This window comes from Novosphingobium sp. ZN18A2, from assembly GCF_036784765.1.
In the GTDB taxonomy this organism is placed as follows: domain Bacteria; phylum Pseudomonadota; class Alphaproteobacteria; order Sphingomonadales; family Sphingomonadaceae; genus Novosphingobium.
On sequence record NZ_CP136651.1, the window covers coordinates 485,077 to 509,704 of the forward strand.

The window sequence follows — 24,628 nt, forward strand, 5'->3', positions numbered from 1 at the left end:
CGTTTTCGAAACGATCCGACAGTTTCCTTGCCTTTCCATGGATAGAACGGGCGCGGCGGGACGTTTAATCCACGATACACGAAGAAAATGCGAAGGTGACATATGCGAAACCGCTTCATCAAGGCCGGACTGGCCGCGCTGGTGGCGTGCGGAGTGGCCGCGACGCCAGCATTCGCGCAGCTTGGCCTGCCGCAAGTGGGGCAGACGGTTGGCGATACCGTGGACCGCACGCTGGGAACGGTGGGCCAGGTGCTTGATCCGGTGGAACGGGATGTCGATGCAATCGGCCGGATTGTCCGTGCGCTGGCGCAGCGGCGCCTTGCCCGGCTTGACCGGCTGGTGCGCCGCAACCGCGACCGGATAGAGCGCGATGCCGCGGGCGATCCCGCGCGCAAGGGAGAGCTTTTGCTGGTCGATCCCTCTCCCGAGATGGTGGCACGCGCGCGTGCCGCCGGATTCGCGCCTGCGGGGGAAGACAGGCTGGACGAACTGGGGTTGGTCGTCACCCGGCTGGCGGTGCCGCGCGGGATGGACCTTGCGCAGGGCGAAAAGGCGCTGGCCCGGCTTTTGCCCGATGCCACGATTTCCGCCGATACGCTGAACTTCCAGTCGGGTGTACGGCCCGGCGCACGCGGCACGGCGCGCCTTTCCGCTTCCACAAGGACGATCAAAACGCCGGTCGGCATGATAGACGGAGCGCCCGGCGCCACGATCCGGGTCGCGGCGACCAGGGGATTTGCCAGGGGCGCGCCGGTGCCCAGCAACCATGGCAGCGCGGTCGCCTCGCTGCTCGCTTCCGCCGGGGTGCGCACGATCTATGCCGCCGATGTCTATGGAACCGATCCGGCGGGCGGCAATGCGCTGGCGATCGCGCGCGGGATTAACTGGTTGCTGGGCCGCGACGCGCGCGTGATCTCGATCAGCCTTGTCGGGCCGCGCAATGCCCTGCTCGCCCGCGCGGTGAAGGCGGCGCAGAGCAAGGGCGCGGTGATCGTTGCGGCGGTGGGCAACGACGGACCAGCCGCGCCGCCGTCCTATCCCGCGTCCTATCCCGGCGTTCTCGCCATAACGGCGGTCGACGGGCATGACCGCGCGCTGATCGAGGCGGGGCGCGCCCTGCACCTCGATTACGCGGCGCCCGGCGCGGACATGCTGGCCGCCGATGCGCGCGGGCGCTGGCGCGGCGTTCGCGGCACGTCCTATGCCACCCCGCTTGCCGCCGCCCGCGCGGCCGCCGCGCTGGACGGGCACGACGCCGCAAGGCCGGTGTTGGACCGCGAGGCGCGGCACCTGTCGCCGGCATCGGCCTATGGCCGGGGTCTGCTGTGCGGCACGTGCCGGCGTGCCCGCTGAATTTTTTTCGGATCGGGATGAATTAAACGGCGCGGGCGGTCCGTTGTCCTCTTGTCAGACGGCTGGATGCCGTTGTCGGAAAGACGAAAGGACATAATGTCATGCGTAAGATCATCACAGCATCCGCACCGCTCTTCGCCCTCGCGCTCGCCGCGTCACCGGCCCACGCCCAGCTGCTGGGCGGTGGCGGCCTTGGCGGTGCCATCGGTGGCACGATTGGCGGAACGCTGGGCGGCGCGATGGGCCCCATGGGCCCCGCCTCCAATCCGGTGGGCACGATCGGATCGGCTGCCAACGGCACGCTGCACGGGACGGTGAACGGATCGGCCTCGCGCAACGGAAGCACCACGGTTGATCGCCACAGCGGCCACGTGAGCACCAGCCAGAGCGCGGACGGCAACGGTTCGGCCAGCGTCGCGCCAAGCCTTGCGACCCCGGTCAGCAGCCTGACGGGCAGCGCATCGGGCAGCGGCAGCGCCAATGCCTCCGGCAGCGCCAGTGCCGATCTTGTCGGCACCGATCAGCTGCGCAGCACCGCCGGTCAGGCGCTTGGCACCACGGCGTCCGTTGCCGGGCGTGCGAAGGGCGCCGCCATGGCCGGGGCCGCCCGCGCCAAGGGAGTGGCTGCTTCGGCGGCTGGCCGCGCAAAGGGTGCCGCCGCCGCGACCGCGGGCCGTGCACAGGGCGCAGCGGGCAGCGCGGTCTCCACGGCGCAGGGCGCGACGCCCGACGTTTCGCTGAGCGGCAGCGCCTCGGGTTCGGCCAGTGGGTCCGGCCAGGTTGCCGGCGGCACCAACTGACCGTTGCGGGCCAAATAACGGTTGCGGGGATGAACGGACCGGCCCGCGAAGAGGCCGGCCGTACCCCGTTTGCGCGGAGCCGGTTCCTCCCGTCCCCCCTGTCAAACGGCTGACGCGCATAAAGCATCGGCCCCGTCCGGTTCTTCAACCGGGCGGGGCCGACTTACGTGCAACGCCTATGTCTCGTGAGGCTATTCGGCAGGGATCGCAGAATATTCCTCGTCCCATTCCGGCGTAGATCGGGGCGATGCCGAACGGGGCGACGGGGGGCTTGTCGCGTCGAGAAACGGACGCAGCACGCGAGCGGAAAACAGGATTCCGGCAACCATCGCGGCAACGAAGCCCGCGATGGCCAGCGGCGCCACGGCGAGGTCGACCAGCGCTGGACCCGGGCAGATCCCGGTAAGACCCCAGCCGATGCCGAACAGCGCCGCACCGCCCAGCAGGCGGCCGTCTATGCGGTTGGTGGCGGGCGTGTCGAATGCCTCGCCCAGCACCGGACGACGGCGCTGGCGCGCCATGAAGAAGATCGGCGTGGCGGTAAGCACCGCGCCGCCCATCACGAAGGCAAGGCTGGGGTCCCATGCGCCGGTAACGTCCAGAAAGCCCATAACGCGCGCGGGACTTGTCATGCCGGAAAGCACCAGCCCCAGGCCGAACACCAGACCGGCGGCGAAGATGGTGAGATTGCGCATCACAGGCCTCCGTGACGGGCAACGAGAACGGTAAGCGCGGCGGCGGCCATGAACGTGCCGACGGCGGCAAGGCTGCGCAGCGACAGGCGCGACAGGCCGCAAACGCCGTGGCCGCTGGTGCAGCCGTTGCCAAGGTCCGTGCCGATGCCCACAAGAAGCCCGCCGATCAGCAAGGCGCCCGGCGCAACGCTATCCAGCCCGGCAATCGCGGAAGGACCGGCGATGAGCGGCGCGGCAAGCCCGGCGCCCACCAGCCCGGCCAGGAACGCGAATGCCCATCCGCGCGCGGGCCGCGCGCCCGCGATCCGGCGCTTTGGCCCGATCATGGCGAATCGCGCGATCCCGGTGATGCCGGCGATCTCGCCAGCGAAATAATAAAGCCCGCCGGCGGCAAGCCCGATCAGGACGCCGCCCAGCAGGGGCAGGACAAAGGGTTCGAACATTGTGCAGCCTCATTGCGTCTGGTGCCGTGCGCGTGCGCGGGGCACGTTTTCACGGTCTTCCCTAACCGGCGCGGGCCAAAGCGAAAGGAAGCAATATTTGGGACTGCTAAAGTTCAGGTAGGGCCGGGCGATCCGGCCTTTCATTGCAGGCACTTGCAAGGTGGCGCGGCGCGTGCGGGATGATATGTTCGGCCTCATGTGGGGCAGGCGTTCGGTACTGGGCGGCATGATCGCGGCAACGGGCGCGCTGGCTGGCGGGCCGGCGCTTCCTGCGAAACCGGCATTGCGCAAGTCGCATCGATTGCCGCCGCGCCTGCGCAAGGGCGATGTGGTGGGGCTGGTCGAACCGGCGGGGTTCACCGAAGGGCCGCCGGTGCTCGACTATGTGAAACACACGATAGAAGGCATGGGCCTTGTGCCGCGTTTCGGCGCACACGTGGGGGAACGCTTCGGCTATCTTGCCGGAACCGATGCGGATCGCGCCGCCGATATCGACGCGATGTTTTCCGATCCCGATGTGCGCGCGATCATGGCGGTGCGCGGCGGCTGGGGCAGCGCGCGCATCCTGCCCTTGCTCGATTGGGATGCGATCCGCGCCAACCCCAAGCTGCTGATCGGTTTCAGCGACGTGACCGCGCTGCACCTTGCCATCGCCGCCCGCGCGCATTTCCCGACAATCCACGGCCCGGTGGGGTTGAGCAGCTGGCCGAAGGTGAGCTGGGAAAGCTTCTGGCGCATGGCGTTTTCCGGGGAAACGCCCACCCTGCCGCTGGCGCGCGAGGGAGAGCCCGTTACCACGCTGGGCCGCGGCAACGCGACTGGGCGGCTGCTGGGCGGCAATCTTTCTGTCCTCACGACAATGGGCGGTTCGCCGTGGCTGCCCGATTTCGAAGGGGCGATCCTGTTCCTCGAAGACGTGGGAGAGGCGCCCTACCGGATCGACCGGATGCTGAACCAGCTTTCGCTTGCCGGGGTGCTGGGCAAGGTTTCCGGCGTGATCTTCGGCGAATGCACGCGCTGCGTGGCGGACGAACCGGACTATGCCGGCTTTACCGTCGCGGACCTGATGGACCAGTATATCGTCCCGCTGGGCGTTCCCGCGCTTGCGGGGGCGAATATCGGCCACGTGCGCGGGCAGGTGTGCCTGCCCTCCGGCGGCATGGTGGAACTGGATGCCGACGCCGCGACGCTGCGCCTGATCGAACCCGTCGCAGGGGCGTGAGGCGGATACAAAAAATCCCGGCGCGCATTTCTGCACGCCGGGACAAGGTTGTACCGGTCGGGTCGCGTTAACCGGCGAAAACAGGGTTAACCCTGATCTGCCGGGCGCGCTGTGCGCGTGGTCACACGGTATCGACCATAACCACTTCGCTGTCCTCCAGCGCCGTTACGCGCAGGGCTTCGACATCCGAAATCGCCGCGCCGTCGCGTGCGTTCACGCGCGTTCCGTCGATCTCGACCGCCCCGGTCGCGGGGACCAGGTAAGCCTTGCGCCGTTCGCCGAGCGGATATTCGATCGTCTCGCCCTTGCGGATCGTCGCGCCAAGCACGCGCGCATCGGTGCGGATCGGCAGGGCATCGTCGCCTTCCTGCCCGCTGGCGAGAACCACGAACTTTCCGGCGCGGTCATCCCTGGGGAAGGGGCGGGCGCCCCAGCCCGGCGCTTCGCCGCTGCGCGTGGGGATGATCCAGATCTGGAACAGCGTTGTGGCCACGTCTTCCGCATTCCATTCGGAATGGCGGATGCCGGTGCCCGCGCTCATCACCTGCACGTCGCCCGCTTCGGTGCGGCCTTCGTTGCCCAGGCTGTCGCGATGGGTGATCGCGCCGGTGCGGACATAGGTGATGATCTCCATGTCGCGGTGCGGGTGCGTGGGAAAGCCGGTGCCGGGCTGGATCGTATCGTCGTTCCACACGCGCAGGTTGCCCCAGTGCATCCGGTCCGGATCATGATATCCGGCGAAGGAGAAGTGGTGCTTTGCATCAAGCCAGCCGTGGTTTTCGCCGCCAAGCTTCGAAAAGGGGCGCAGTTCGATCATGAGAGTGTCTCCCGTTGCGGTTGCCGCCAAACGCGGGCCGCCTTTCACGGGGACGATATAGGCGCGCTTGCCTTTCGTGATCAGCGGTATAATCTTGCGCCAATCTTTCGGAAAAGTTGAAATGCCGTCACCCGGGACGCCCACGCTCGACCAGATCGGGATCTTCCTTGCCGTTGTCGAAACGGGCAGCTTCGCGGCGGCCGGGCGCAAGCTGAACCGCGCGGTTTCGGTGATAAGCTATGGCATCGCCAACCTTGAAGCGCAGCTGGGCCTGACCCTGTTCGAACGCGAAGGAACCCGGCGCCCCAGGCTGACCGCCGAAGGCGAAGCGGTGCTGGCCGAGGCGCGCGGCGTCGCGCAAGGGGTGGATGCCTTGCGGGCGCGGGTAAAGGGCCTGCTCGAAGGGCTGGAGCCTGAAGTGGGGCTGGCGGTGGATGTCATGCTTCCCGCCGAGATTCTTGGCTGCATCCTGCGCGATTTCAGCACGGAATTTTCTACCGTGCCGCTGCGCCTGTGGGTCGAACCGCTGGGGGCCGTGGCGCAACTGGTGCTGGACGGGCGCGCGGGGCTGGGCATCGCGGGTCCGGCGGCGGCGGATATAGAAGGGCTGGAACGGCTTCCGGCAGGGTCGGTGCCGCTGGTGCCCGTCGCCGCGCCCGATCACCCGCTTGCGCGCAAGGCCCGGCTGGAACCCGGCGATGCGCGCGAACATATCCAGCTTGTGCTGACCGACCGCTCACCGCTGACCGAAGGCCGCGATTTCGCGGTGTCGAGCCCGCATACCTGGCGCCTTGCCGATCTTGGCGCGAAGCACGCCCTGCTGCGTGAGGGGATCGGCTGGGGCAACATGCCCTTGCCGATGATAGAGCCCGATCTGGAGGCGGGCGCGCTGGTGCGGCTGGCGCTGCCCGACGATACGGCTGGGCCGTATACCTTCACGGCGATCTACCGGCCCGATGCTCCGCCGGGGCCTGCCGCGCAATGGTTGATGGAACGATTCACCGCGCCCGCGGGTAAAGGCACCAAGGAGCACTGAGATGACCGATACCCGCACAGAGACCGATTCCATCGGGCCGATAGAGGTGCCTGCCGACGCCTATTGGGGCGCGCAGACCGAACGCAGCCTGGAAAACTTTCCCTTCGGCCCGACAGAGCGGATGCCCATCGGAATCGTCCACGCGCTCGCCATCGTGAAGCAGGCCGCCGCCAGAGTGAATCGCAAGCATGGTTTGCCAGGTGAAATCGCCGACGCGATCGAGGCGGCAGCGCAGGAAGTGATCGACGGCAAGCTGGACGATCAGTTCCCGCTGGTGATCTGGCAGACCGGCAGCGGCACGCAGTCCAACATGAACGTCAACGAAGTGATCGCGGGCCGGGCGAACGAAATGCTGACCGGCCAGCGCGGCGGCAAGTCGCCCGTTCATCCCAACGATCATGTGAACAAGGGCCAGTCCTCCAACGACAGCTTTCCCACCGCAATGCACATCGCGGCGGCGCTGGTGGCCACGCGCGATCTGGTGCCTGCGATGGAGCGGCTGGAGGCTTCGCTGCTGGCGAAAGTAAAGGCGTGGGGCGGGATCGTGAAGATCGGCCGCACCCATTTGCAGGATGCAACGCCGGTTACGCTGGGGCAGGAGTTTTCCGGCTATTACGCGCAAGTCCGCCTGTCGCGCACGCGCACCTTGCCGCTGATCGAACATGGGTTGATGAAGCTGGCGCAAGGCGGAACGGCGGTGGGCACCGGGCTGAACGCGCCCGAAGGGTTTGCCGATGATATCGCCGCCGAAATCGCAGCGATCACCGGGCTTCCCTTCGAAACCGCGCCCAACAAGTTCGAGGCGCTGGCCACGCACGATACGCTGGTGGAGTTTTCAGGCCGGCTCAACACGCTGGCGGTCAGCCTGACGAAGATCGCCAACGATATCCGCCTGCTGGGCAGCGGCCCGCGCTCCGGCCTTGGCGAGCTTGATCTTCCCGCGAACGAGCCGGGCAGTTCGATCATGCCGGGCAAGGTCAACCCCACCCAGTGCGAGATGCTGACGATGGTGGCCGCCCAGGTGATCGGCAACCATCAGGCGGTAACGGTGGGCGGGATGCAGGGGCAGTTTGAACTGAACGTGTTCAAACCGCTGATCGGCGCGGCGGTGCTGCGCTCTGTCCACCTGCTGTCGGTGGGGATGGAGAGCTTCGCCACGCGCTGCGTTGACGGGATCGAACCCAACCGCGCGCGCATTGCCGAAAACGTGGAGCGTTCGCTGATGCTCGTCACCGCGCTGGCGCCGGAAATCGGATACGACAACGCCGCGAAAATCGCCAAGCACGCGCACGAAATAGGCGGAACGCTGCGCGAAGCGGCGTTGGAACTGGGGCTGGTGGATGGTGCCACGTTCGACCGGATCGTGCGGCCTGAAGATATGGTCTAGCCCGCAGCCCGCCCTGCCCAGCCTTTCGCCGCATCGACCATCCGGGCAAAGCCTTCGCTGCGGTCCAGCCGCCCGTGTTCGCCCGGCTCCAGCGTAAAGCCCACGCGGCGCGTGTGATCGAACCCGGAGAGCGGTTTCAGCGCGATGCCTTCCCCGCCAAGGCTTTGCGGCATCACCGTCAGCCCCAGCCCGGCGCGCACCAGCGCGGCGATGCGTTCGTCAGACGGGCTGCGCGCGGCCATGAACGGGCGCACCCCGCGCGCGGTGAAGAACTGGCTGACCAGCGGCAGCGCTTCGCAATTGCGGCGGACCATCATCGTTTCGCCCTCGCAATCGTCCGGCTCGACAACCGCCAGCCCGGCAAGCCGGTGCGCGCCGGGCAGCGCGAGCAGGTAGGGTTCCTTGAAAAGCTCCACCGTGCGCGCCACGCCCGGCGCCAGTGGGCCCAGCACCACGTCCACCCGCCCGCGTTCCAGCAGGGCGGCCAGTTCGCCGGGCCTGCGCTCCACCACTTCCACGCTGTCGCTCTCATGCCCGGCAAGCGGAGCGATCACCGCTTCCAGCAGGCCCAGCGGCACGGTGGATGCCACGCCAAGTCGCAGCAGGCGGCGCGGGGCCACATCGGCGGCGGCGCGCTCTGCTTCGGCAAATTCCGCCTCAATCCGCCGCGCGGGAGCCACCAGTCGCGCGCCCGCGGGGGTGAGGGCGACGCGGCGGCTGGAACGGTCGAACAGCGGCGCGCCCAGCAGGCTTTCCAGCCGGGTGATCGCGGCCGATACGGTGGGCTGCGAAACCCGCACTTGCGCGGCGGCGCGAGAGAAGCTGCCGCTATCCACCACCGCCAGGAAGTATCGAAGAAGCCCGCGATCAATCATAGATGAAAACTATACTGAGTATCGCGCGCTGCCAAGTTCCCGTCCGGCAACGGCTCTGATACGTTCCGCGTCCGAGAGAGGAGACACCATGCGCGCCACCCCCGATTTCGATTTCGCGCTGCCCGAAAGCGCGCGGATGATCCGCGATGCCGCCGCCCGTTTCGCTGACGAGAAGATCGCGCCGCTCGCCGCGAAGATCGACGCGGAAGACTGGTTCCCGCGCGACCTGTGGCCCGCGATGGGCGAACTGGGCCTGCACGGCATCACCGTGGAGGAAGAATGGGGCGGGCTGGGGCTTGGCTATCTGGACCATGTGATCGCGGTGGAGGAAGTGTCCCGCGCATCGGCATCCATCGGGCTGTCCTATGGCGCGCATTCCAACCTCTGCGTCAACCAGATCCGCCGCTGGGGATCGGACGAGCAGAAGGCGAAATACCTGCCCGGGCTGATCAGCGGCGAACACGTCGGCTCTCTGGCGATGAGCGAGGCGGGCGCCGGGTCTGATGTGGTTTCGATGAAGCTGAAGGCCGAAGCGGTGCAGGGCGGCTGGGTGCTGAACGGCACGAAATTCTGGATCACCAACGGCACGTATGCCGATACGCTGGTGGTCTATGCCAAGACCGCGCCCGAAGCCGGATCGCGCGGGATCACCGCGTTCCTGATCGAAAAGGACATGGCGGGCTTTTCCATCGGCCAGAAGATCGACAAGATGGGGATGCGCGGCTCGCCCACTTGCGAGTTGGTGTTCGATGACTGCCACGTTCCCGAAGACAACGTGATGGGTCCGCTCCACGGCGGCGTGGGCGTGTTGATGAGCGGGCTGGATTACGAACGCGTGGTGCTGGCCGGGCTGCAACTGGGCGTGATGCAGGCGTGTCTCGATACGGTGATCCCCTATCTTCGGGAACGCAGGCAGTTCGGCAAGCCCATCGGCACCTTCCAGCTTATGCAGGCCAAGGTGGCGGATATGTATGTCGCGCTGCAATCGGCGCGCGCTTACACGTATGCCGTCGCGCGGGCTTGCGACGAAGGGCAGACCACGCGCTTTGACGCGGCGGGCGCGATCCTGCTGGCAAGCGAGAACGCCTTCCGCGTTGCGGCCGAAGCGGTGCAGGCGCTGGGCGGTGCGGGCTATACGAAAGACTGGCCGGTGGAACGCTATCTGCGCGATGCCAAGCTGCTGGATATCGGCGCGGGGACGAACGAGATCAGGCGGATGCTGATCGGGCGCGAACTGATCGGGGCGCGCGGGTGAGCGCCCCGGTCCTCTCGACCGCGCTCGACCGCGAAAGCCCCGAGGCGCAGGCGCGGTTCGCGCATAACCGGGCACTGGCCGATGACCTGCGCGCGCGGGTCGGCGAAGCGGCGCTGGGCGGAAGCGAGAAGAGCCGCGAACGCCACACCAGTCGCGGCAAGCTGCTGCCGAGGGAGCGGGTGGAGCGGCTGCTCGATCCCGGCTCGCCGCTGCTCGAACTGGGCCAGCTTGCGGCGCACGAGGTCTATGGAGAGGATATTCCCGGCGCTGGGCTTATCACGGCGATAGGCCGCGTTTCGGGACGCCAGTGCATGATCGTGGCGAACGATGCCACGGTGAAGGGCGGCACCTATTATCCGCTGACCGTGAAGAAGCACTTGCGCGCGCAGGAAATCGCGCAGGAAAACCGCCTGCCGTGCATCTATCTGGTGGACAGCGGCGGCGCGAACCTGCCGCACCAGAGCGAGGTTTTTCCTGACCGCGAACACTTTGGCCGCATCTTCTTCAACCAGGCGAACATGAGCGCGCTGGGCATTCCGCAGATCGCCTGCGTGATGGGAAGCTGCACCGCCGGCGGCGCCTATGTTCCCGCGATGAGCGACGAGACGGTGATCGTGAAGGAACAGGGCACGATCTTCCTTGCCGGTCCGCCGCTGGTGAAGGCCGCGACGGGCGAAGTTATCAGCGCGGAAGACCTGGGCGGCGGATACCTCCACAGCCACAAATCGGGCGTGACCGACCATCTGGCCGAGAACGACGAGCACGCGCTGACCATCGTGCGCGATATCGTCAGCCACCTTGGCGCGAACACCGGGGCGGCGCAGGACATGACGCTGCGCGAACCGCGCGAACCGAAATACCCGGCGGACGACCTTTACGCCATCGTGCCCGATGACGTGCGCGCGCCCTATGACGTGCACGAAGTTATCGCGCGGCTGGTGGACGGCAGCGAGTTCCACGAGTTCAAGGCGCTCTACGGCAACACGCTGGTCTGCGGTTTCGCGCATATCTGGGGGATGCCGGTGGCGATCCTTGCCAACAACGGCGTGCTGTTTTCCGAAAGCGCGCAAAAGGGCGCGCATTTCATCGAACTTGCCTGCCAGCGGCGCATTCCGCTGCTGTTCCTCCAGAACATCAGCGGCTTCATGGTCGGCGGCAAGTATGAAGCCGAAGGCATCGCCAAGCACGGCGCCAAGCTGGTGACGGCGGTGGCAACGGCCAGCGTTCCCAAGATCACCGTGCTGATCGGCGGCAGCTTTGGCGCGGGCAACTATGGCATGTGCGGCCGCGCCTATTCCCCGCGCTTTCTGTTCACCTGGCCCAACAGCCGCATTTCGGTGATGGGCGGCGAACAGGCGGCAAGCGTGCTGGCAACGGTCCACCGCGATGCCGACACGTGGACCCCGGAAGAGGCCGAAGCCTTCAAGGCGCCGATCCGCGCGAAGTACGAGGACGAGGGCAATCCCCTCCATGCGACGGCGCGCCTGTGGGACGATGGCGTGATCGACCCCGCACAGACGCGCGATGTGCTGGGCCTCGCGCTGGCCGCGACGCTCGAAGCCCCGATAGCGGAGGCGCCCCGCTTCGGGGTGTTCAGGATGTGACGCGCATGATCGAATCTTTGCTCATTGCCAATCGTGGCGAGATCGCCTGCCGGGTCATCCGCACCGCGCGCAAGCTCGGCATCCGCACCGTTGCGGTCTATTCGGATGCCGATGCCAGTGCGCTGCATGTGCGGCAGGCTGACGAAGCGGTGCACATCGGGCCTTCGCCCGCGCGCGAATCCTATCTGGTCGGTGAAAAGATCATCGCTGCAGCCAGGGCGAGCGGGGCAGAAGCGATCCATCCAGGCTATGGCTTCCTCTCGGAGAACGCCGATTTCGCGCAGGCGGTGCTGGACGCGGGGCTGGTCTGGGTCGGGCCGAAGCCTGGCAGCATCCGCGCGATGGGGCTGAAGGATGCGGCCAAGAAACTGATGCAGGACGCGGGCGTGCCCACCACGCCCGGCTATCTTGGCGATGACCAGAGCCCCCAGCGCCTGAAGGCCGAAGCCGACGCCATCGGCTATCCGGTGCTGATAAAGGCGGTGGCTGGCGGCGGCGGCAAGGGGATGCGCAAGGTCGACGCCGCCGAAGACTTTGCCGACGCGCTGGCCTCGTGCCAGCGAGAGGCCAGCGCCAGTTTTGGCAACGACGTGGTGCTGATCGAGAAGTACATCCTCTCACCCCGCCACATCGAAGTGCAGGTGTTCGGGGACTCTCACGGCAACGCGGTTCACCTGTTCGAGCGCGATTGCTCGCTCCAGCGCCGCCACCAGAAGGTGATCGAGGAAGCCCCCGCGCCGGGCATGGACGAAGCCACGCGCGAAGCGGTGTGTTCGGCCGCGGTGCGCGCGGCGCAAGCGGTCGATTACGAAGGCGCGGGCACGATCGAGTTCATCGCCGACGGCTCCGAAGGGCTGCGCGCCGATCGCGTGTGGTTCATGGAAATGAACACGCGGCTTCAGGTCGAACATCCCGTGACCGAAGAGATCACGGGCGTCGACCTGGTCGAATGGCAATTGCGCGTGGCCAGCGGCGAACCGCTGCCGAAAAGCCAGGAAGAACTGAGCATCGACGGCTGGGCAATGGAAGCGCGGCTCTATGCCGAAGACCCGGCGACCGGGTTCCTGCCGAGCACGGGGCGTCTGGACCTGCTTGAATTTCCGGACGATGCCCTGCGAATCGAAACCGGCGTGGAACAGGGCGATGCGGTTTCCCCGTTCTACGATCCGATGGTCGCCAAGCTGGTTTCGCGCGGCAAGGACCGTGACGATGCGATGTTGGCCCTGGCGGACGGGTTGGCCGGCCTGCGCATCTGGCCGGTGAAGACCAACGCCGCTTTCCTTCTTGCTTGCCTGGGCGATGCGGATTTCCGGTCCGGCGCGGTGCATACCGGGCTGATCGGCGATCGTGGCGACACGCTGACGCAGGCCCCGCCGGCGGGAGAGAACGAGTGGCAGCTTGCCGCCATGCGTCTGTTCAGCCCGACGTTCGACGCGGGCGAGGCGCCCCTCGCCGGTCCCTGGGCGAAGGACTTCGGCTTCCGCCTTAACGCACCGGCGGCAATCCGCATGACCATTCAGCAAGGGAGCGAACGGCGGGTGATGATGCTGGAGCAATGCGTCAACGCAACCGGCTTCGCCGCCCCGGCAGATGGCGGCGTGCTGGTATGGCGCGATGCGCAGCCCTTCCTGTTCACACCGCCGCGATTCGATGCGGGGGCCGCCGCGGCCGGTTCCGGCGCGATCCTCTCCCCCATGCCGGGCAAGATCATCGCGGTCGAAGTGACAGAGGGCGATACCGTCGCCAAGGGGCAGAAGCTGCTCACGCTGGAAGCGATGAAGATGGAGCACACGCTGACCGCCCCGTTCGACGGCACGGTGGCAGAGCTTTCCGCCACTCCCGGCGCGCAAGTGCAGGTAGAGGCGCTGCTCGCGCGGATCGAGCCTGCGGAATAGCGCCAGTCACTCCCCGTCCGTCCTGAGCCTGTCGAAGGATGGACGGTGCACGCTTCTGGTCCGCGTGGACAACCCGCTGGCGTTCGAATTGTCCGCTATCCGAGCTTTGCGCTCCGGAAGCGGCCGTTCCGGACAGGCCGACATCGCGGACTTCCACTTGTCCAAATCAGCTTCGTGCGTCACCCTATTGGGGTGAGATGGAAGCCACCCTCCCGAGCGACATTGTTCAGCCTAACGATAATGGGGATAGGGATCCTCATCGCACTAGTCGCCTCGGTGCTACCGCGCTTTGGCTTGGAAATGGCAGCTGGGACAGTGTTCATTGCCGGAGTGCTGCTGCTCTGGGTCAGCTCTCTCGGCAACCTTGTAGGTCGGGCCTGTCAGATATTGAGACGACGCCGGTAACGTCCGCTCCCCCCGACATTCCACCATTTAGCGCGTCGCCCGAGCGCCCGGAAAGCCGACATGGCAGCTAAGCGCAATTTCCCCCTGAAAGCTGCCCGTCAGAAACGCCCCCTTTGCGGACGTTTCTCCTCCCGCACCCGTCATCCCAGCGAAAGCTGGGATCGCTGTCGGCTCCGCGCCGCCTAGCCAGCTGCTGTGGGCGGCTGGCTCTATCATGGCAAACAAGCGCGATGGCGTTCTGAATATCGGGGTTACTTCCAATTTGTCCGCTCGTGTCATGCAACATCGCACGGGTAACGGCTCCGCGTTCTGCCGCCACTAAGGCCTTGACCGATTGGTCTATGCCGAACCGCATCCCGAAATTCAGGGTGTCATTGCCAGAGAGAAAGCAATGAAAGCGTGGAAGCGGGCATGGAAAATCGAATTGATCGAAAATGCCAATCCAGAGTGGAGCGACCTTTTCGAACATCTCGCCTTGCCGTGAGCGATCCCAGCTTCCGCTGGGATGACGGGCGAAGGGAGCGAAGCGGCTACCCCCCCCGACTTTGCCGCCATTCGGCGCACCCGCCACGCTTGCCGCTAGCGGTCAATCGTTCAGATTGGCATTTGACCACGCCGCCTGGTCCTCCGCGCCGGTGATCGCGCGCAGGGTATAGGCGGCGGTCAGCACCTGGCCCTGCGCTTCGATCCGCGCGGTGCGTGCGGCGATGGCTTCGCGTTCGGCGTCGAGCAGGGCCAGTTGCGGCTTTGCGCCGGTCTGCACTTCCAGCCGCGTTCCGCGCAGCGCCTCTTCGGTTGCGCGCACGCGGGCCTGTGCGGCTTTCAGCATCGCGCGCGCCGTCTCCAGCCCCGAAAAGCCCTGCACTGCCTGCTGTTCCACCGCATAGCGCGCGGCGTCGGCATTGGCCTGCGCTTCGTCCAGTTGCGCTTCGGCGGTCGTCACCCTGGCGGAGGTGCGCCCGCCGTCGAACAGCGTCCAGCGCGCACGCAGGCCCACGCTGGCTTCGTCTGCCTTGTAACCGGGGAAGAACTTGTCGCGCACCGTCGATGCCTCGGCATAGGCGCCGACGGTCGGGAAGCGTTCGGCCCGCGCGCCGGAAACCCCGGCCTTCGCGGCCTTCACCATCGCTTCGGCCTGCTGGAGCTGCGGGTTGGCGCGCAACGCCTGTTCGCTGGCCTGGTCCGCGCTGATCGGCACCACGGGGAGGCCGGGGAATTCGTCCACCGGCGTGATGTCCTTGCCGGTCAGCGCGCGCAGCCGCGTGACCGCGCCCGCCTTCGCGCCGCGCGCCATGGCAAGGCCCGCCTGCGCTTCGGCGGCGCGGGCTTCGGCCTGCGCCACTTCCACGCTGGTGCCGCCCCCTACCTTGAAGCGCAGTTTCGCATGGCGCACCTGCTCGTCCAGCGTCTGGGCCAGCTTGCCATAGCTGGCGAGCTGTTCGTCCGCCTTCAGCGCGTCCGAATAGGCGGAAACCACGTCTATCCGCAGCTTCAGAAGCGCCGCGCGCACGCCCAGCCTTGCCGCTTCGCGACCGGCCTTTGCCTGGTTCAGACCCGACCCGATCCGCCCGAAGGTAAGCAGCGGCAGTTCCACGGTGGCCGATGCCGCGCGCGGCGTAACGTCATCGGCGGTAAGGCCGAAGTATCCCTTGGGATCGAGCCGTCCGACGCCGACCTCGCCCTGCGCGGTCAGGCTGGGCATGTGTTCGGCGCGCGCACCGTTCACCCGGCCCTGCGCCGCGCGTTCGCGCGCGCGGGCGGCGGCAAGCTCTGGCGAATGGCCGATCGCCGCGGCCATCGTTTCGTCCAGAGACTGCGCGGCGGCGGGCGTTGCCAGCGTGGCGAGCGCGACCGTGGCCAACGTCGCGGCAGGAAACAGGCGCATCGGCTTGCCCTTCAGCGGAAGGCGCAGCCCGACCGCACGCCGAACGCGCGGAAGACCATCGCCGCCGGGCAGATGCCGGTGAAACTGGCCTGCAGCATGTTGAGCCCCGCGAAGATCGTCAACGCGATGAACCAGGGGCTTACGGTTACGGAAAGGATCGCGCTGGCGAGCACGACGATACCGGCAAAGGCCATCACGGCACGGTCGAGGTTCATCTTGCCTGTGTCCCCTTACTTGAAGTTGAGCTTCTTGATGCCGAGCACGTGCAGGCCCAGCTTTTCATAGAACGGTTCGCTTTCGCCCTTGCGCACCTTGCGCAGGAAATACTTTTCGAAACCGATCTTGGCCAGATGGACCCACTTGCCCTCGCTTGCCCAGTTGGTGTTGCGCGGCGGGATCTGCGGCTTGGCCACGAAGGCGACGCCGCCATCGCCGAAGTCGGCCAGGCAGATCGCGTTCCACGTCGCTTCGTGGGTCGGTTCCTGCCCGTTCACGATCTCTTTCAGGTTCTGCGCGATTGCCGTCACCATCGATTCGATCATGAATCCGGTCTTGGGCACGCCCACCGGCAGCGGCGTGGGGCCGACAGGCGGAATGGCGATGCACACGCCCAGGCCGAACACGTTCGGGTATTTCGGATTGCGCTGGTGCTTGTCGGTGATGACGAAGCCGCGCGGGTTCACCAGCCCTTCCACGCCCATCACCGCGTCCACGCCGCGGAAGGCGGGCAGCATCATCGCCCAGCCGAAGGGCAGGTCGTGCGTCTTTTTGGTGCTGCCGTCGTCGTTCACTTCCTCGACATGGCACATGCCTTCCTCGACGCTGGTCACCTTGGCGTTGGTGATCCACTTGATGTGGCGGTCGCGCATCTCGCTTTCGAGCAGGCCTTTGGTATCGCCCACGCCGTCCAGCCCCAGGTGCCCGATATAGGGTTCGGGGGTGATGAAGGTCATCGGCACCTTGTCGCGGATTTTCCGGCGCTTCAGCTCGGTGTCGAGGATCATCGCCATTTCATAGGCGGGGCCATAGCACGATGCGCCCTGAACCGCGCCGACCACGATGGGGCGCGGGTTCACGCACAGGTCCTCGAACACTTCGTGCGCCTTCTTGGCGTGATTCGTCTGGCAGACCGACTCGGTAAAGGCTTCGGGGCCGAAGCCCTCGATCTCGTCGAAGGCAAGGTCCGGCCCGGTCGCAATTACAAGATAATCGTAATTGAGAAGTTTACCGTCGTTCAGTTCCACCGCGTTCTTTTCAGGATGGACCTTTTTCGCACCTGCCGCGGTGAAATTGATCCCGTGCTTGCGCATAACCGGCGGCAAATGCACGCGAATCGCGTCCGGCTCGCGCCAGCCCACGGCGACCCACGGGTTCGACGGAACGAACCAGTAGTCCTCGGTGTTGTTCACCACGGTAACGCTGCCCTTTCCCTTCAGGGCCTCGTTGATTTCGTAAGCGGCGATGGTGCCTCCAAGGCCCGCCCCCAGAACGATGACATTTGCTTCGGCCATGACCGGATCTCCCATGCAACTTGCGGATTGACTAATATAAGGAACACACGATATACGCAAGCGAGATTTTGATGCGATTTCCATAGGGAGCACGCGATGTTCGGATTCGGCAGAAACAAGGCGATCAAGGAGCTTGGCCCGCAGGAACTGGCGGAAATGCTCAATCGTAACGAAGCGATGGTGATCGACGTGCGCGAACCGGGCGAGTTCGCGGCGGGCCGCATCAAGGGGGCCGTCAACATGCCGCTGTCCCGATTCGGCGCCGACGCGCTGCCCGATTCGAACGGCCGGACCATCGTGCTGACTTGCGCGGCGGGGCGCCGCTCGGCCATGGCTCTGGGGCAGTGCGCGAAGGCCGGTGTCGGCGTGGATACGCACCTTGCCGGCGGCATGGGCGCGTGGGCGCGCGCCGGATTGCCGGTCGAACGCTGAAGAAGGGGCCTGCAGATGAAGGGGGGCCGGAAGATGAAGGCGACACGTCTTGCCGCGCTGGCGCTGGGTATCGCGATGGTCCCGGCGCTGGCCGCGTGCGGAAGCGATAATGAAGCGGCCGCGCCCGCGAAGAAATCGTCCGCGCCGGGCTTTACCGTGAAAGAGGTGCAGGCGCCGCGCTGGCAGGCGGTGAGCGCAGAGGTTTCCACGGTGGACCAGGCGCAGGCGATGGCGCGCATCCCCGGCATCCTGACCAGCCTTTCGGTGCACGATGGCGACATGGTGAAGAAGGGGCAGGTGATCGGCCGCATCGTCGATTCGCAGCTCGGTTATCAGGCCGGCGCCTATGGCGCGCAGGCCGCCGCCGCGCAGGCGCAGGCCGCGCAGGCGCAGGCAGAGCTTGCCCGCACGAAATTCCTTACCGAAAACGGCGTCTATTCGAAGGCGCGGCTGGAACAGGCGCAGGCCGCCGCCTCGGCCGCGCAGGCGCAGGTTCGCGCCGCGCAGGCGCAGCGTTCCGCCGTCAACGCGGTGGCGGGGCAGGGCGCGGTTGTCGCGCCCGCATCGGGCCGCGTGCTCCACGCCGATGTCCCCGCCGGTTCGCCGGTGGCGCCGGGCATGGTGATCGCCACGGTCACGTCCGGCCCGGTCCTGTTGAAGCTGGACCTTCCCGAATCGCTGACCGACACGGTCCACGCCGGATCGCGCGTGCAGGTGACGATGCCCGACGGGCAGCAGAAGACCGGAACCGTGCGCAAGGTCTATCCCGCCGTCGCGGGCGGGCAGGTGCGCGCCGATGTGGACGTGCCCGGCCTTGACGGACGCTTTATCGGCCGCCGCGTGGAAGCGCGGGTGGAAGCCGGCACGCACAGCGCGGTGATCGTTCCGAAGACATACGTCACCACCCGCTATGGCATCGATTACGTGTCGCTGCGCGGCAAGGACGGCGCGCTGTCCACCGTGCCCGTGCAGACCGCCCCGGCGGGATCGGAAAACGCGGTCGAGATCCTGTCCGGCGTTGCCGCCGGAGACGTGCTGGTGGCGGAGGGCGCGCAGTGAGCGCGGATTCCCGCCTGGGCATTTCCGGGCGCCTGACGCGCGCCACGCTGCATTCGCCGCTTACGCCGCTGCTGCTTCTGGCGGCGATCATGGTGGGCATCATCGCCACGCTGACCATCGCGCGCGAGGAAGAACCGCAGATCAGCGTGCCGATGGTCGATATCCAGGTGGCGACGCCCGGCCTTACCGCGGGACAGGCGGTGGAACTGGTGGCCAAGCCGCTTGAGACGATCGTGAAATCGATCAACGGCGTGGAGCACGTCTATACCCAGGCGTCAGACGACGGCGTGATGGTGACCGCGCGGTTCCAGGTGGGATCGGACGCGGAAGATTCGATCACCCGCGTGAACGAGAAGCTGCAAGGCAACATCGACCGGATTCCCGTGGGCATCCCGCCGCCGATGGTGACGGTGCGCGGCATCAACGACGTGCCGATCGTGGTGCTGACGCTCAGCCCCAAGCCCGGCGCGGCGGGGCAGTGGAGCGACCAGCAGCTTTACGAGCTGGCAACGCGGCTTCGCACGGAAATCGCCAAGGTCGACAACGTCGGCCTTACCTTCATCACCGGCGGCCAGAAGGAAGCCGTGCGCATCTCGCCCGAGCCGGCGAAGCTGGCGCAATACCAGGTGCCGCTGTCCAGCCTGGTCGAGGCGGCGAGCCAGGCCAACCGCGCCTTCCCCGCCGGCCGCATCCGCGACAATGGCGAGGCGACGTCGGTCATCGTCGGCAAGACGCTGTCTTCCGCGGACGAAGTGGGATCGCTGGTCGTGCGGTCGATTACCGGCGCGCCGGTCTATATGCGCGATGTCGCCAAGGTCACGCAGGCGCCCACGCAGGACCAGAAGCGTTCGTGGCGCTGGTCGAAGCAGGACGGCAAGTGGGCGATGGCGCCCGCCGTCAGCGTCGCGGTGGCCAAGCGTACCGGATCGAACGCGGTTACGGTTTCGGAATCGATCGTCCACAAGGTCCACCAGCTCGAAGGGACGCTGATCCCCAACACCGTGGCGGTCAACGTCACGCGCAACTATGGCGAAACCGCGAACGAGAAGGCGAACGAGCTGCTGTTCCACCTTGCGCTGGCGACGGTTTCCATCGTTATCCTGATCGGCTTCGCGATCGGCTGGCGCGAGGCGGGCGTGACCGCCATCGTCATCCCCACCACGATCCTGCTGACGATGTTCGCCGCGCGGATCATGGGCTTTACCATCAACCGCGTCAGCCTGTTCGCGCTGATCTTTTCCATCGGCATCCTTGTCGACGATGCGATCGTGATGATCGAGAACATCGCCCGGCACTGGGCGATGAAGGACGGGCGAAGCCGCGCCGCCGCCACGGTCGATGCCGTGGCCGAAGTGGGCAACCCCACCATCATCGCCACGCTGACGGTGATCGCGGCGCTGCTGCCGATGCTGTTCGTGTCCGGCCTGATGGGGCCGTACATGGCGCCGATCCCGGTCAACGCCAGCGCGGCGATGCTGTTCAGCTTCTTCGTCGCGGTGATCATCGCGCCGTGGCTGATGATCCGCTTTGCCCGCAACGCGACGGTTTCCGGCCACGAGCACGAAGGCGCGCACGGCGGCAAGCTGGGCCTGCTCTATGCGAAAGTCGCCAGCCGCGTGATCGCCACGAAGCGCAGCGCGCGGATTTTCCTGATCGCGGTGGGCGTGGCCACGCTGGCCGCGTGTTCGATGTTCTACTTCAAGGCCGTGACCGTGAAGCTGCTGCCCTTCGACAACAAGAGCGAAGTGCAACTGGTGGTCGACATGCCCGAAGGCACCAGCCTGGAAGATACCTCGCGCGTGCTGGAACAGGCCGCCGCCGCCGCGCGGCAGGTGCCCGAAGTGACGTCGCTCGAAGCCTATGCGGGCACATCCGCGCCGTTCAACTTCAACGGGCTGGTGCGCCACTATTTCCTGCGCAGCGAGCCGTGGATGGGCGACCTGATGGTCAACCTTCTGCCCAAGGGCGACCGTTCGCGGTCGAGCCACGCCATCGCGGTGGACCTGCGCGACAGGCTGAAGGGCATAAAGCTGCCGCGCGACGGATCGATCAAGGTGGTCGAAACGCCCCCGGGGCCGCCGGTCCTCGCAACGCTGCTGGCCGAAGTTTATGGCCCCAACGAGACGACCCGCCGCGCGGTGGCGCAGGAAGTCGAAAAGATCTTCAAGTCGGTGCCCTATATCGTCGATGTAGACAACAGCTTCGGCGTGCCGCGTCCCGAACTGAAGCTGACCGCGGATCGCGACAAGCTTGACCATTACGGGCTGAGCGAACGCCAGGTCTATGACAGCATCGGCGCGCTGCTGGGCACGCAGACGGTCGGCTATGTCCAGCGCGACGACGAGCGTGACCCGCTGCCGATCACTATCGGGCTGGACCAGTCGCAGCGGTCATGGGCGCGCGAACTTTCCGCAACCCCGGTGGCCGTGGCCAAGGGTCCGTCCGGGCCTCAGCTGGTGCAGCTGGGCCAGGTGGTCGATGCGAAGCAGGGAACGGGCGAATACAACATCTTCCGCCGCGACGGGCGCGGCGTGGCGATGGTGACGGCGGAACTGGCCGGACGGTACGAGGCGCCGATCTACGGGCTGCTGGCTGTCGACAGGAAGATCGACCAGACCGACTGGGCGAAGCTGGGCCTGCCGAAGCCCGATATCAGCCTGCACGGCCAGCCGACCGACGAAGCGCGCCCGACCGTGCTGTGGGACGGCGAATGGGAAATCACCTGGGTCACCTTCCGCGACATGGGCGCGGCCTTCATGGTCGCCCTGCTGGGTATCTATGTGCTCGTCGTGGGCCAGTTCGGCGATTTCCGCCTGCCGCTGGTGATCCTGACTCCGATCCCGCTGACGCTGGTGGGCATCGTGCTGGGCCACATGCTGTTCGGCGCGCCGTTCACCGCCACATCGATGATCGGGTTCATCGCACTGGCGGGCATCATCGTGCGAAATTCGATCCTGCTGGTCGATTTCATCCGGCACGCGAAGAGCGAGGACAAGTCCCCGCGGGAAACGCTGCTGGAAGCGGGCATGATCCGCTTCAAGCCGATCGTGCTGACGGCGGCGGCGGCGATGATCGGCGCGGCGGTGATCCTGACCGATCCGATTTTCCAGGGGCTCGCCATCTCGCTGCTGTTCGGCCTGGCATCATCCACGCTGCTGACCGTGCTGGTGATACCGGCGATCTATGTCGTCCTGCGCGACGACGGCGTGCCGCTCGATGCGATCCCCGGTTCCAAGGAGGAGACGTCATGAACGACACGAGCGCGATAGAAGACATGCGCGCCAATGCGGACGACATGGCGGTCAAACTGAAGGCGATGGCGAACCGCGACCGTCTGTTGATGCTGTGCCGCCTTTCGGACGGCGAGGCATCGGTGGGCGAACTGGTCGACGTGACGGGCATAAGCCAGTCGCTCGTCTCGCAGCACCTGGCCACCCTGCGCGATTCGGGCGTGGTTACGGTGCGCGCGGACAAGCAGATGCGCATATATTCGATCACGGACGACCGGGTGCGCACCATTTTCGGGGCGCTGTGCGATGTCTGCCAGGTCAGCCAGACCGGGCAGGACGACCGGCCGGACCCCGATGGCGAAAAGGAGCAGGCGGCATGAGCGGTGAGATCGTTATCTGCCCGGCTTGCGGTGCGCCCAATCGCGTGCCGGCAGAGCGGCTGGGCGAGAACCCCAAGTGCGGCAAGTGCCATGCCGCGCTGTTTTCCGGTGCTCCGGTGGACGCAAATGCCGCACTGTTCGACAAGCTGGTGGGCCGGGGATCGCTGCCCGTCCTGGTCGATTTCTGGGCCAGTTGGTGCGGGCCGTGCAAGATGATGGCGCCCGCCTTCGCCGCCGCCGCGCGCGATCTTGAGCCGCAAGTGCGACTGGCCAAGGTCGATACCGAAGCGCAGACCGCGATTGCCGGGCGATACGGTATCCGGTCGATTCCCACCCTTATCCTGTTTCGCGGCGGGCGTGAGATCGCGCGGCAGCCGGGTGCGATGGGCCAGCAGCAGATTGTCGGCTGGGCGCGCGCGGCGCTGGGCCGGTGAATCATCTGCGGGCGCAGCCGAACCGGAAAGGTCCGGAACGGTAATCGCGCTGCCGAGTCATGGGAGCAAGGGCCATTTTCCCTTGACTTCACTTATATAGTGATTAGCTTATATAAGACTTTCCTTATGGAGCAGATCATGTCCGATACCGCCCTCGAAAATGCCGTCCGTCTGGTCGACCAGACCGTCGCGGGCGAGCGTCCCCGTCCGGTTGTGAAGGGATTTTTCGACGAAGCGACCTTCACCGCCAGCTATGTTGTCCACGATCCGGCGACGATGCGCGCCGCGGTGGTCGATTCGGTGCTCGATTACGATCCGGCCGCCGGCCGCACCGCGTTTGATTCGGCGCAGAAGATCGTCGACTATGTCGAGGACAACGGACTGACGGTCGACTGGCTGCTGGAAACGCACGCCCATGCCGATCACCTGTCCGCCGCGCCGTGGCTGCAGGGGCAGCTTGGCGGCAAGATCGCCATCGGCGCGGAAATCGTGCGCGTGCAGGACGTGTTCGGCAAGCTGTTCAACGAAGGCACCGCCTTCGAACGCGACGGATCGCAGTTCGATTGCCTGTTCAGGGATGGCGATACCTTCATGGTGGGCGGCATAGAGGCGCGTGTGCTGCACGTGCCCGGCCACACGCCGGCGGACCTTGCCTATGTGGTGGGGGACGCCGTTTTTGCCGGCGATACGATCTTCATGCCCGACTATGGCACCGCGCGGGCCGATTTTCCGGGCGGCGATGCGCGCCAGCTGTTCCGTTCGATCCGCCGGCTGCTTTCGCTTCCCGAAAAGGCGCGCCTGTTCCTGTGCCACGACTACAAGGCGCCCGGCCGCGACGAATTCGTCCATGAAACGACCGTCGGGGCGGAGCGCGCGCAGAACGTCCACGTCCACGAAGGTGTGGGCGAGGACGAGTTCGTGACCATGCGCACCGAACGCGACAAGACGCTGGGCATGCCGCGCCTGATCCTGCCTTCGATCCAGGTCAATATGCGCGCGGGCCACCTGCCCGATCCCGAAGCCAACGGCACCCGGTACCTGAAAATCCCCATCGACGCGGTCTGATCGCCGTCCGCAAACGGCCGCCGCGCCAACCGCAAACCTGAAGACGAAAAGGCCCGATCCCGATGCTCGACATGACGCACTATGTGCTGGGCGCGCTTTCGGGCGGGCTTGTGGGTTTCACGCTGGGGCTGGTGGGCGGTGGGGGGTCAATCCTTGCCGTACCGCTGCTGGTCTATCTCGTGGGCGTGAAAAGCCCGCACATCGCGATTGGCACCAGCGCGCTGGCGGTGGCGGCCAATGCCGCGGTCGGCCTCGTCAACCATTTCCGCGCGGGCAACGTGAAGTGGCGCTGCGGGCTGATGTATGCGGGCGCCGGGATAATCGGTGCCCTCGGCGGCTCTACGCTGGGCAAGCATTTCGACGGGCAGAAGCTGCTGTTCCTGTTCGCGCTGCTGATGATCGTGGTGGCCGTTCTGATGCTGCGCCGGCGCAAGGAAACGGGCGGCGATTTTGACGAGTGCAAGCGCGAATACGCGCCCAAGGTTGCCGGATATGGCTTCGGCACCGGCGTGTTTTCCGGCTTTTTCGGCATTGGCGGCGGCTTCCTGATCGTGCCGGGCCTGCTCGCCTCTACCGGGATGCCGATGATCAACGCGGTGGGCACCAGCCTTGTCGCGGTAACCGCCTTTGGCCTGACTACCGCGCTCAACTATGCCGCGTCGGGCTTGGTCGACTGGCTGCTGGCGGGTATCTTCATCCTTGGCGGCGTGGCCGGATCGTTCATCGGCACGCGCGCGGCCGGCCGGCTGGCGGGCAAGGGCCAGCTGACCCCGATCTTCGCCGGCCTGGTGCTGGTGGTCGCCTTCTACATGCTGTGGAAGAGCTTCGGCGCGATGGTGTGAGGG

The 24,628-nt window shown here is 66.4% G+C and carries 23 protein-coding genes; 16 read left to right on the forward strand and 7 right to left on the reverse strand.

The features are described 5' to 3' along the window. Positions 1–102 precede the first annotated feature (102 nt). Positions 103–1,353 (forward strand): S8 family serine peptidase, encoded by a 1,251-nt coding sequence (locus tag RXV95_RS02435; RefSeq protein ID WP_338467437.1) that lies wholly within the window; start codon positions 103–105, stop codon positions 1,351–1,353. 101 nt (positions 1,354–1,454) lie between these two features. Beyond that, on the forward strand, positions 1,455–2,153 hold the full coding sequence (locus tag RXV95_RS02440; RefSeq protein ID WP_338467438.1) for a hypothetical protein: 699 nt from the start codon (positions 1,455–1,457) through the stop codon (positions 2,151–2,153). 191 nt (positions 2,154–2,344) lie between these two features. Here RXV95_RS02440 and RXV95_RS02445 read toward each other — a convergent pair whose 3' ends face one another. Beyond that, positions 2,345–2,848 carry a YeeE/YedE family protein gene (locus RXV95_RS02445; protein WP_338467439.1) on the reverse strand — a complete coding sequence of 168 codons (504 nt, stop codon included), beginning with the start codon at positions 2,846–2,848 and terminating at the stop codon, positions 2,345–2,347. Beyond that, complete coding sequence (locus tag RXV95_RS02450; protein WP_338467440.1) at positions 2,848–3,291, reverse strand: YeeE/YedE thiosulfate transporter family protein; 444 nt, start codon at positions 3,289–3,291, stop codon at positions 2,848–2,850. Before RXV95_RS02450 ends, RXV95_RS02445 begins: the two co-directional genes overlap by 1 nt. Positions 3,292–3,475: 184 nt before the next feature. On the opposite strand from RXV95_RS02450, the gene RXV95_RS02455 reads away from it, so the two are divergent. Further along, the gene (locus tag RXV95_RS02455) at positions 3,476–4,513 is read left to right on the forward strand and encodes an LD-carboxypeptidase (RefSeq protein ID WP_338467441.1); all 1,038 of its coding nucleotides are present in this window, start codon (positions 3,476–3,478) and stop codon (positions 4,511–4,513) included. Positions 4,514–4,634: 121 nt separating this feature from the next. On the opposite strand, the gene RXV95_RS02460 is transcribed toward RXV95_RS02455, so the two are convergent. Next, positions 4,635–5,330 (reverse strand): pirin family protein, encoded by a 696-nt coding sequence (locus RXV95_RS02460; protein WP_338467442.1) that lies wholly within the window; start codon positions 5,328–5,330, stop codon positions 4,635–4,637. Positions 5,331–5,451: 121 nt separating this feature from the next. Between RXV95_RS02460 and RXV95_RS02465 the strand changes: the two genes are divergently transcribed. Continuing rightward, positions 5,452–6,366, forward strand: a complete 915-nt coding sequence (locus RXV95_RS02465) for a LysR family transcriptional regulator (protein ID WP_338467443.1) — start codon at positions 5,452–5,454, stop codon at positions 6,364–6,366. 1 nt (position 6,367) lies between these two features. Beyond that, positions 6,368–7,753, forward strand: coding sequence for a class II fumarate hydratase (gene fumC / locus RXV95_RS02470; protein ID WP_338467444.1), 1,386 nt, complete (start codon positions 6,368–6,370; stop codon positions 7,751–7,753). Here the strand turns inward: fumC and RXV95_RS02475 are convergent. Beyond that, positions 7,750–8,628: a LysR family transcriptional regulator gene (locus RXV95_RS02475; RefSeq protein ID WP_338467445.1), complete on the reverse strand. Its 879-nt coding sequence runs from the start codon at positions 8,626–8,628 to the stop codon at positions 7,750–7,752. The two genes, fumC and RXV95_RS02475, sit on opposite strands and share 4 nt — an antisense overlap. Positions 8,629–8,716: 88 nt before the next feature. Between RXV95_RS02475 and RXV95_RS02480 the strand changes: the two genes are divergently transcribed. The 4 genes from RXV95_RS02480 to RXV95_RS02495 all read left to right on the forward strand — a co-directional run bounded on the left by RXV95_RS02480 (position 8,717) and on the right by RXV95_RS02495 (position 14,271). Continuing rightward, positions 8,717–9,883: an isovaleryl-CoA dehydrogenase gene (locus RXV95_RS02480; protein ID WP_338467446.1), complete on the forward strand. Its 1,167-nt coding sequence runs from the start codon at positions 8,717–8,719 to the stop codon at positions 9,881–9,883. Continuing rightward, positions 9,880–11,487: a carboxyl transferase domain-containing protein gene (locus tag RXV95_RS02485; protein WP_338467447.1), complete on the forward strand. Its 1,608-nt coding sequence runs from the start codon at positions 9,880–9,882 to the stop codon at positions 11,485–11,487. The genes RXV95_RS02480 and RXV95_RS02485 overlap by 4 nt, the downstream gene beginning before the upstream one ends. 5 nt (positions 11,488–11,492) lie before the next feature. Continuing rightward, positions 11,493–13,382: an acetyl/propionyl/methylcrotonyl-CoA carboxylase subunit alpha gene (locus RXV95_RS02490; protein ID WP_338467448.1), complete on the forward strand. Its 1,890-nt coding sequence runs from the start codon at positions 11,493–11,495 to the stop codon at positions 13,380–13,382. Between the two features lie 739 nt (positions 13,383–14,121). Further along, positions 14,122–14,271: a hypothetical protein gene (locus tag RXV95_RS02495; RefSeq protein WP_338467449.1), complete on the forward strand. Its 150-nt coding sequence runs from the start codon at positions 14,122–14,124 to the stop codon at positions 14,269–14,271. Positions 14,272–14,373: 102 nt separating this feature from the next. Here RXV95_RS02495 and RXV95_RS02500 read toward each other — a convergent pair whose 3' ends face one another. From RXV95_RS02500 to RXV95_RS02510, 3 genes are read right to left on the reverse strand one after another with little or no spacing between them, the layout of a single operon-like run. Continuing rightward, positions 14,374–15,672: a TolC family protein gene (locus RXV95_RS02500; protein WP_338467450.1), complete on the reverse strand. Its 1,299-nt coding sequence runs from the start codon at positions 15,670–15,672 to the stop codon at positions 14,374–14,376. A gap of 11 nt (positions 15,673–15,683) precedes the next feature. Then, entirely contained in the window at positions 15,684–15,887 is a 204-nt protein-coding gene (locus tag RXV95_RS02505; protein ID WP_338467451.1) for a DUF2892 domain-containing protein, read from the reverse strand. A gap of 15 nt (positions 15,888–15,902) precedes the next feature. Further along, the gene (locus RXV95_RS02510) at positions 15,903–17,183 is read right to left on the reverse strand and encodes an FAD/NAD(P)-binding oxidoreductase (RefSeq protein ID WP_338467452.1); all 1,281 of its coding nucleotides are present in this window, start codon (positions 17,181–17,183) and stop codon (positions 15,903–15,905) included. Positions 17,184–17,279: 96 nt separating this feature from the next. Here RXV95_RS02510 and RXV95_RS02515 point away from each other — a divergent pair, with 96 nt between their 5' ends. The 7 genes from RXV95_RS02515 (at position 17,280) to RXV95_RS02545 (ending at position 24,625) form a co-directional block, all read left to right on the forward strand. Beyond that, a complete protein-coding gene (locus RXV95_RS02515; RefSeq protein ID WP_338467453.1) occupies positions 17,280–17,615 on the forward strand; it encodes a rhodanese-like domain-containing protein in 336 nt (111 codons plus the stop codon). 33 nt (positions 17,616–17,648) lie between these two features. Beyond that, on the forward strand, positions 17,649–18,674 hold the full coding sequence (locus RXV95_RS02520; RefSeq protein WP_338467454.1) for an efflux RND transporter periplasmic adaptor subunit: 1,026 nt from the start codon (positions 17,649–17,651) through the stop codon (positions 18,672–18,674). Then, positions 18,671–21,925 carry an efflux RND transporter permease subunit gene (locus tag RXV95_RS02525; protein WP_338467455.1) on the forward strand — a complete coding sequence of 1,085 codons (3,255 nt, stop codon included), beginning with the start codon at positions 18,671–18,673 and terminating at the stop codon, positions 21,923–21,925. The genes RXV95_RS02520 and RXV95_RS02525 overlap by 4 nt, the downstream gene beginning before the upstream one ends. Next, positions 21,922–22,284 carry a metalloregulator ArsR/SmtB family transcription factor gene (locus tag RXV95_RS02530; RefSeq protein ID WP_338467456.1) on the forward strand — a complete coding sequence of 121 codons (363 nt, stop codon included), beginning with the start codon at positions 21,922–21,924 and terminating at the stop codon, positions 22,282–22,284. Before RXV95_RS02525 ends, RXV95_RS02530 begins: the two co-directional genes overlap by 4 nt. After that, on the forward strand, positions 22,281–22,718 hold the full coding sequence (gene trxC / locus RXV95_RS02535) for a thioredoxin TrxC (RefSeq protein WP_338467457.1): 438 nt from the start codon (positions 22,281–22,283) through the stop codon (positions 22,716–22,718). Before RXV95_RS02530 ends, trxC begins: the two co-directional genes overlap by 4 nt. Positions 22,719–22,856: 138 nt before the next feature. Then, positions 22,857–23,783, forward strand: coding sequence for an MBL fold metallo-hydrolase (locus RXV95_RS02540; RefSeq protein ID WP_338467458.1), 927 nt, complete (start codon positions 22,857–22,859; stop codon positions 23,781–23,783). A gap of 62 nt (positions 23,784–23,845) precedes the next feature. Next, a complete protein-coding gene (locus RXV95_RS02545; protein ID WP_338467459.1) occupies positions 23,846–24,625 on the forward strand; it encodes a sulfite exporter TauE/SafE family protein in 780 nt (259 codons plus the stop codon). Positions 24,626–24,628: the final 3 nt, after the last annotated feature.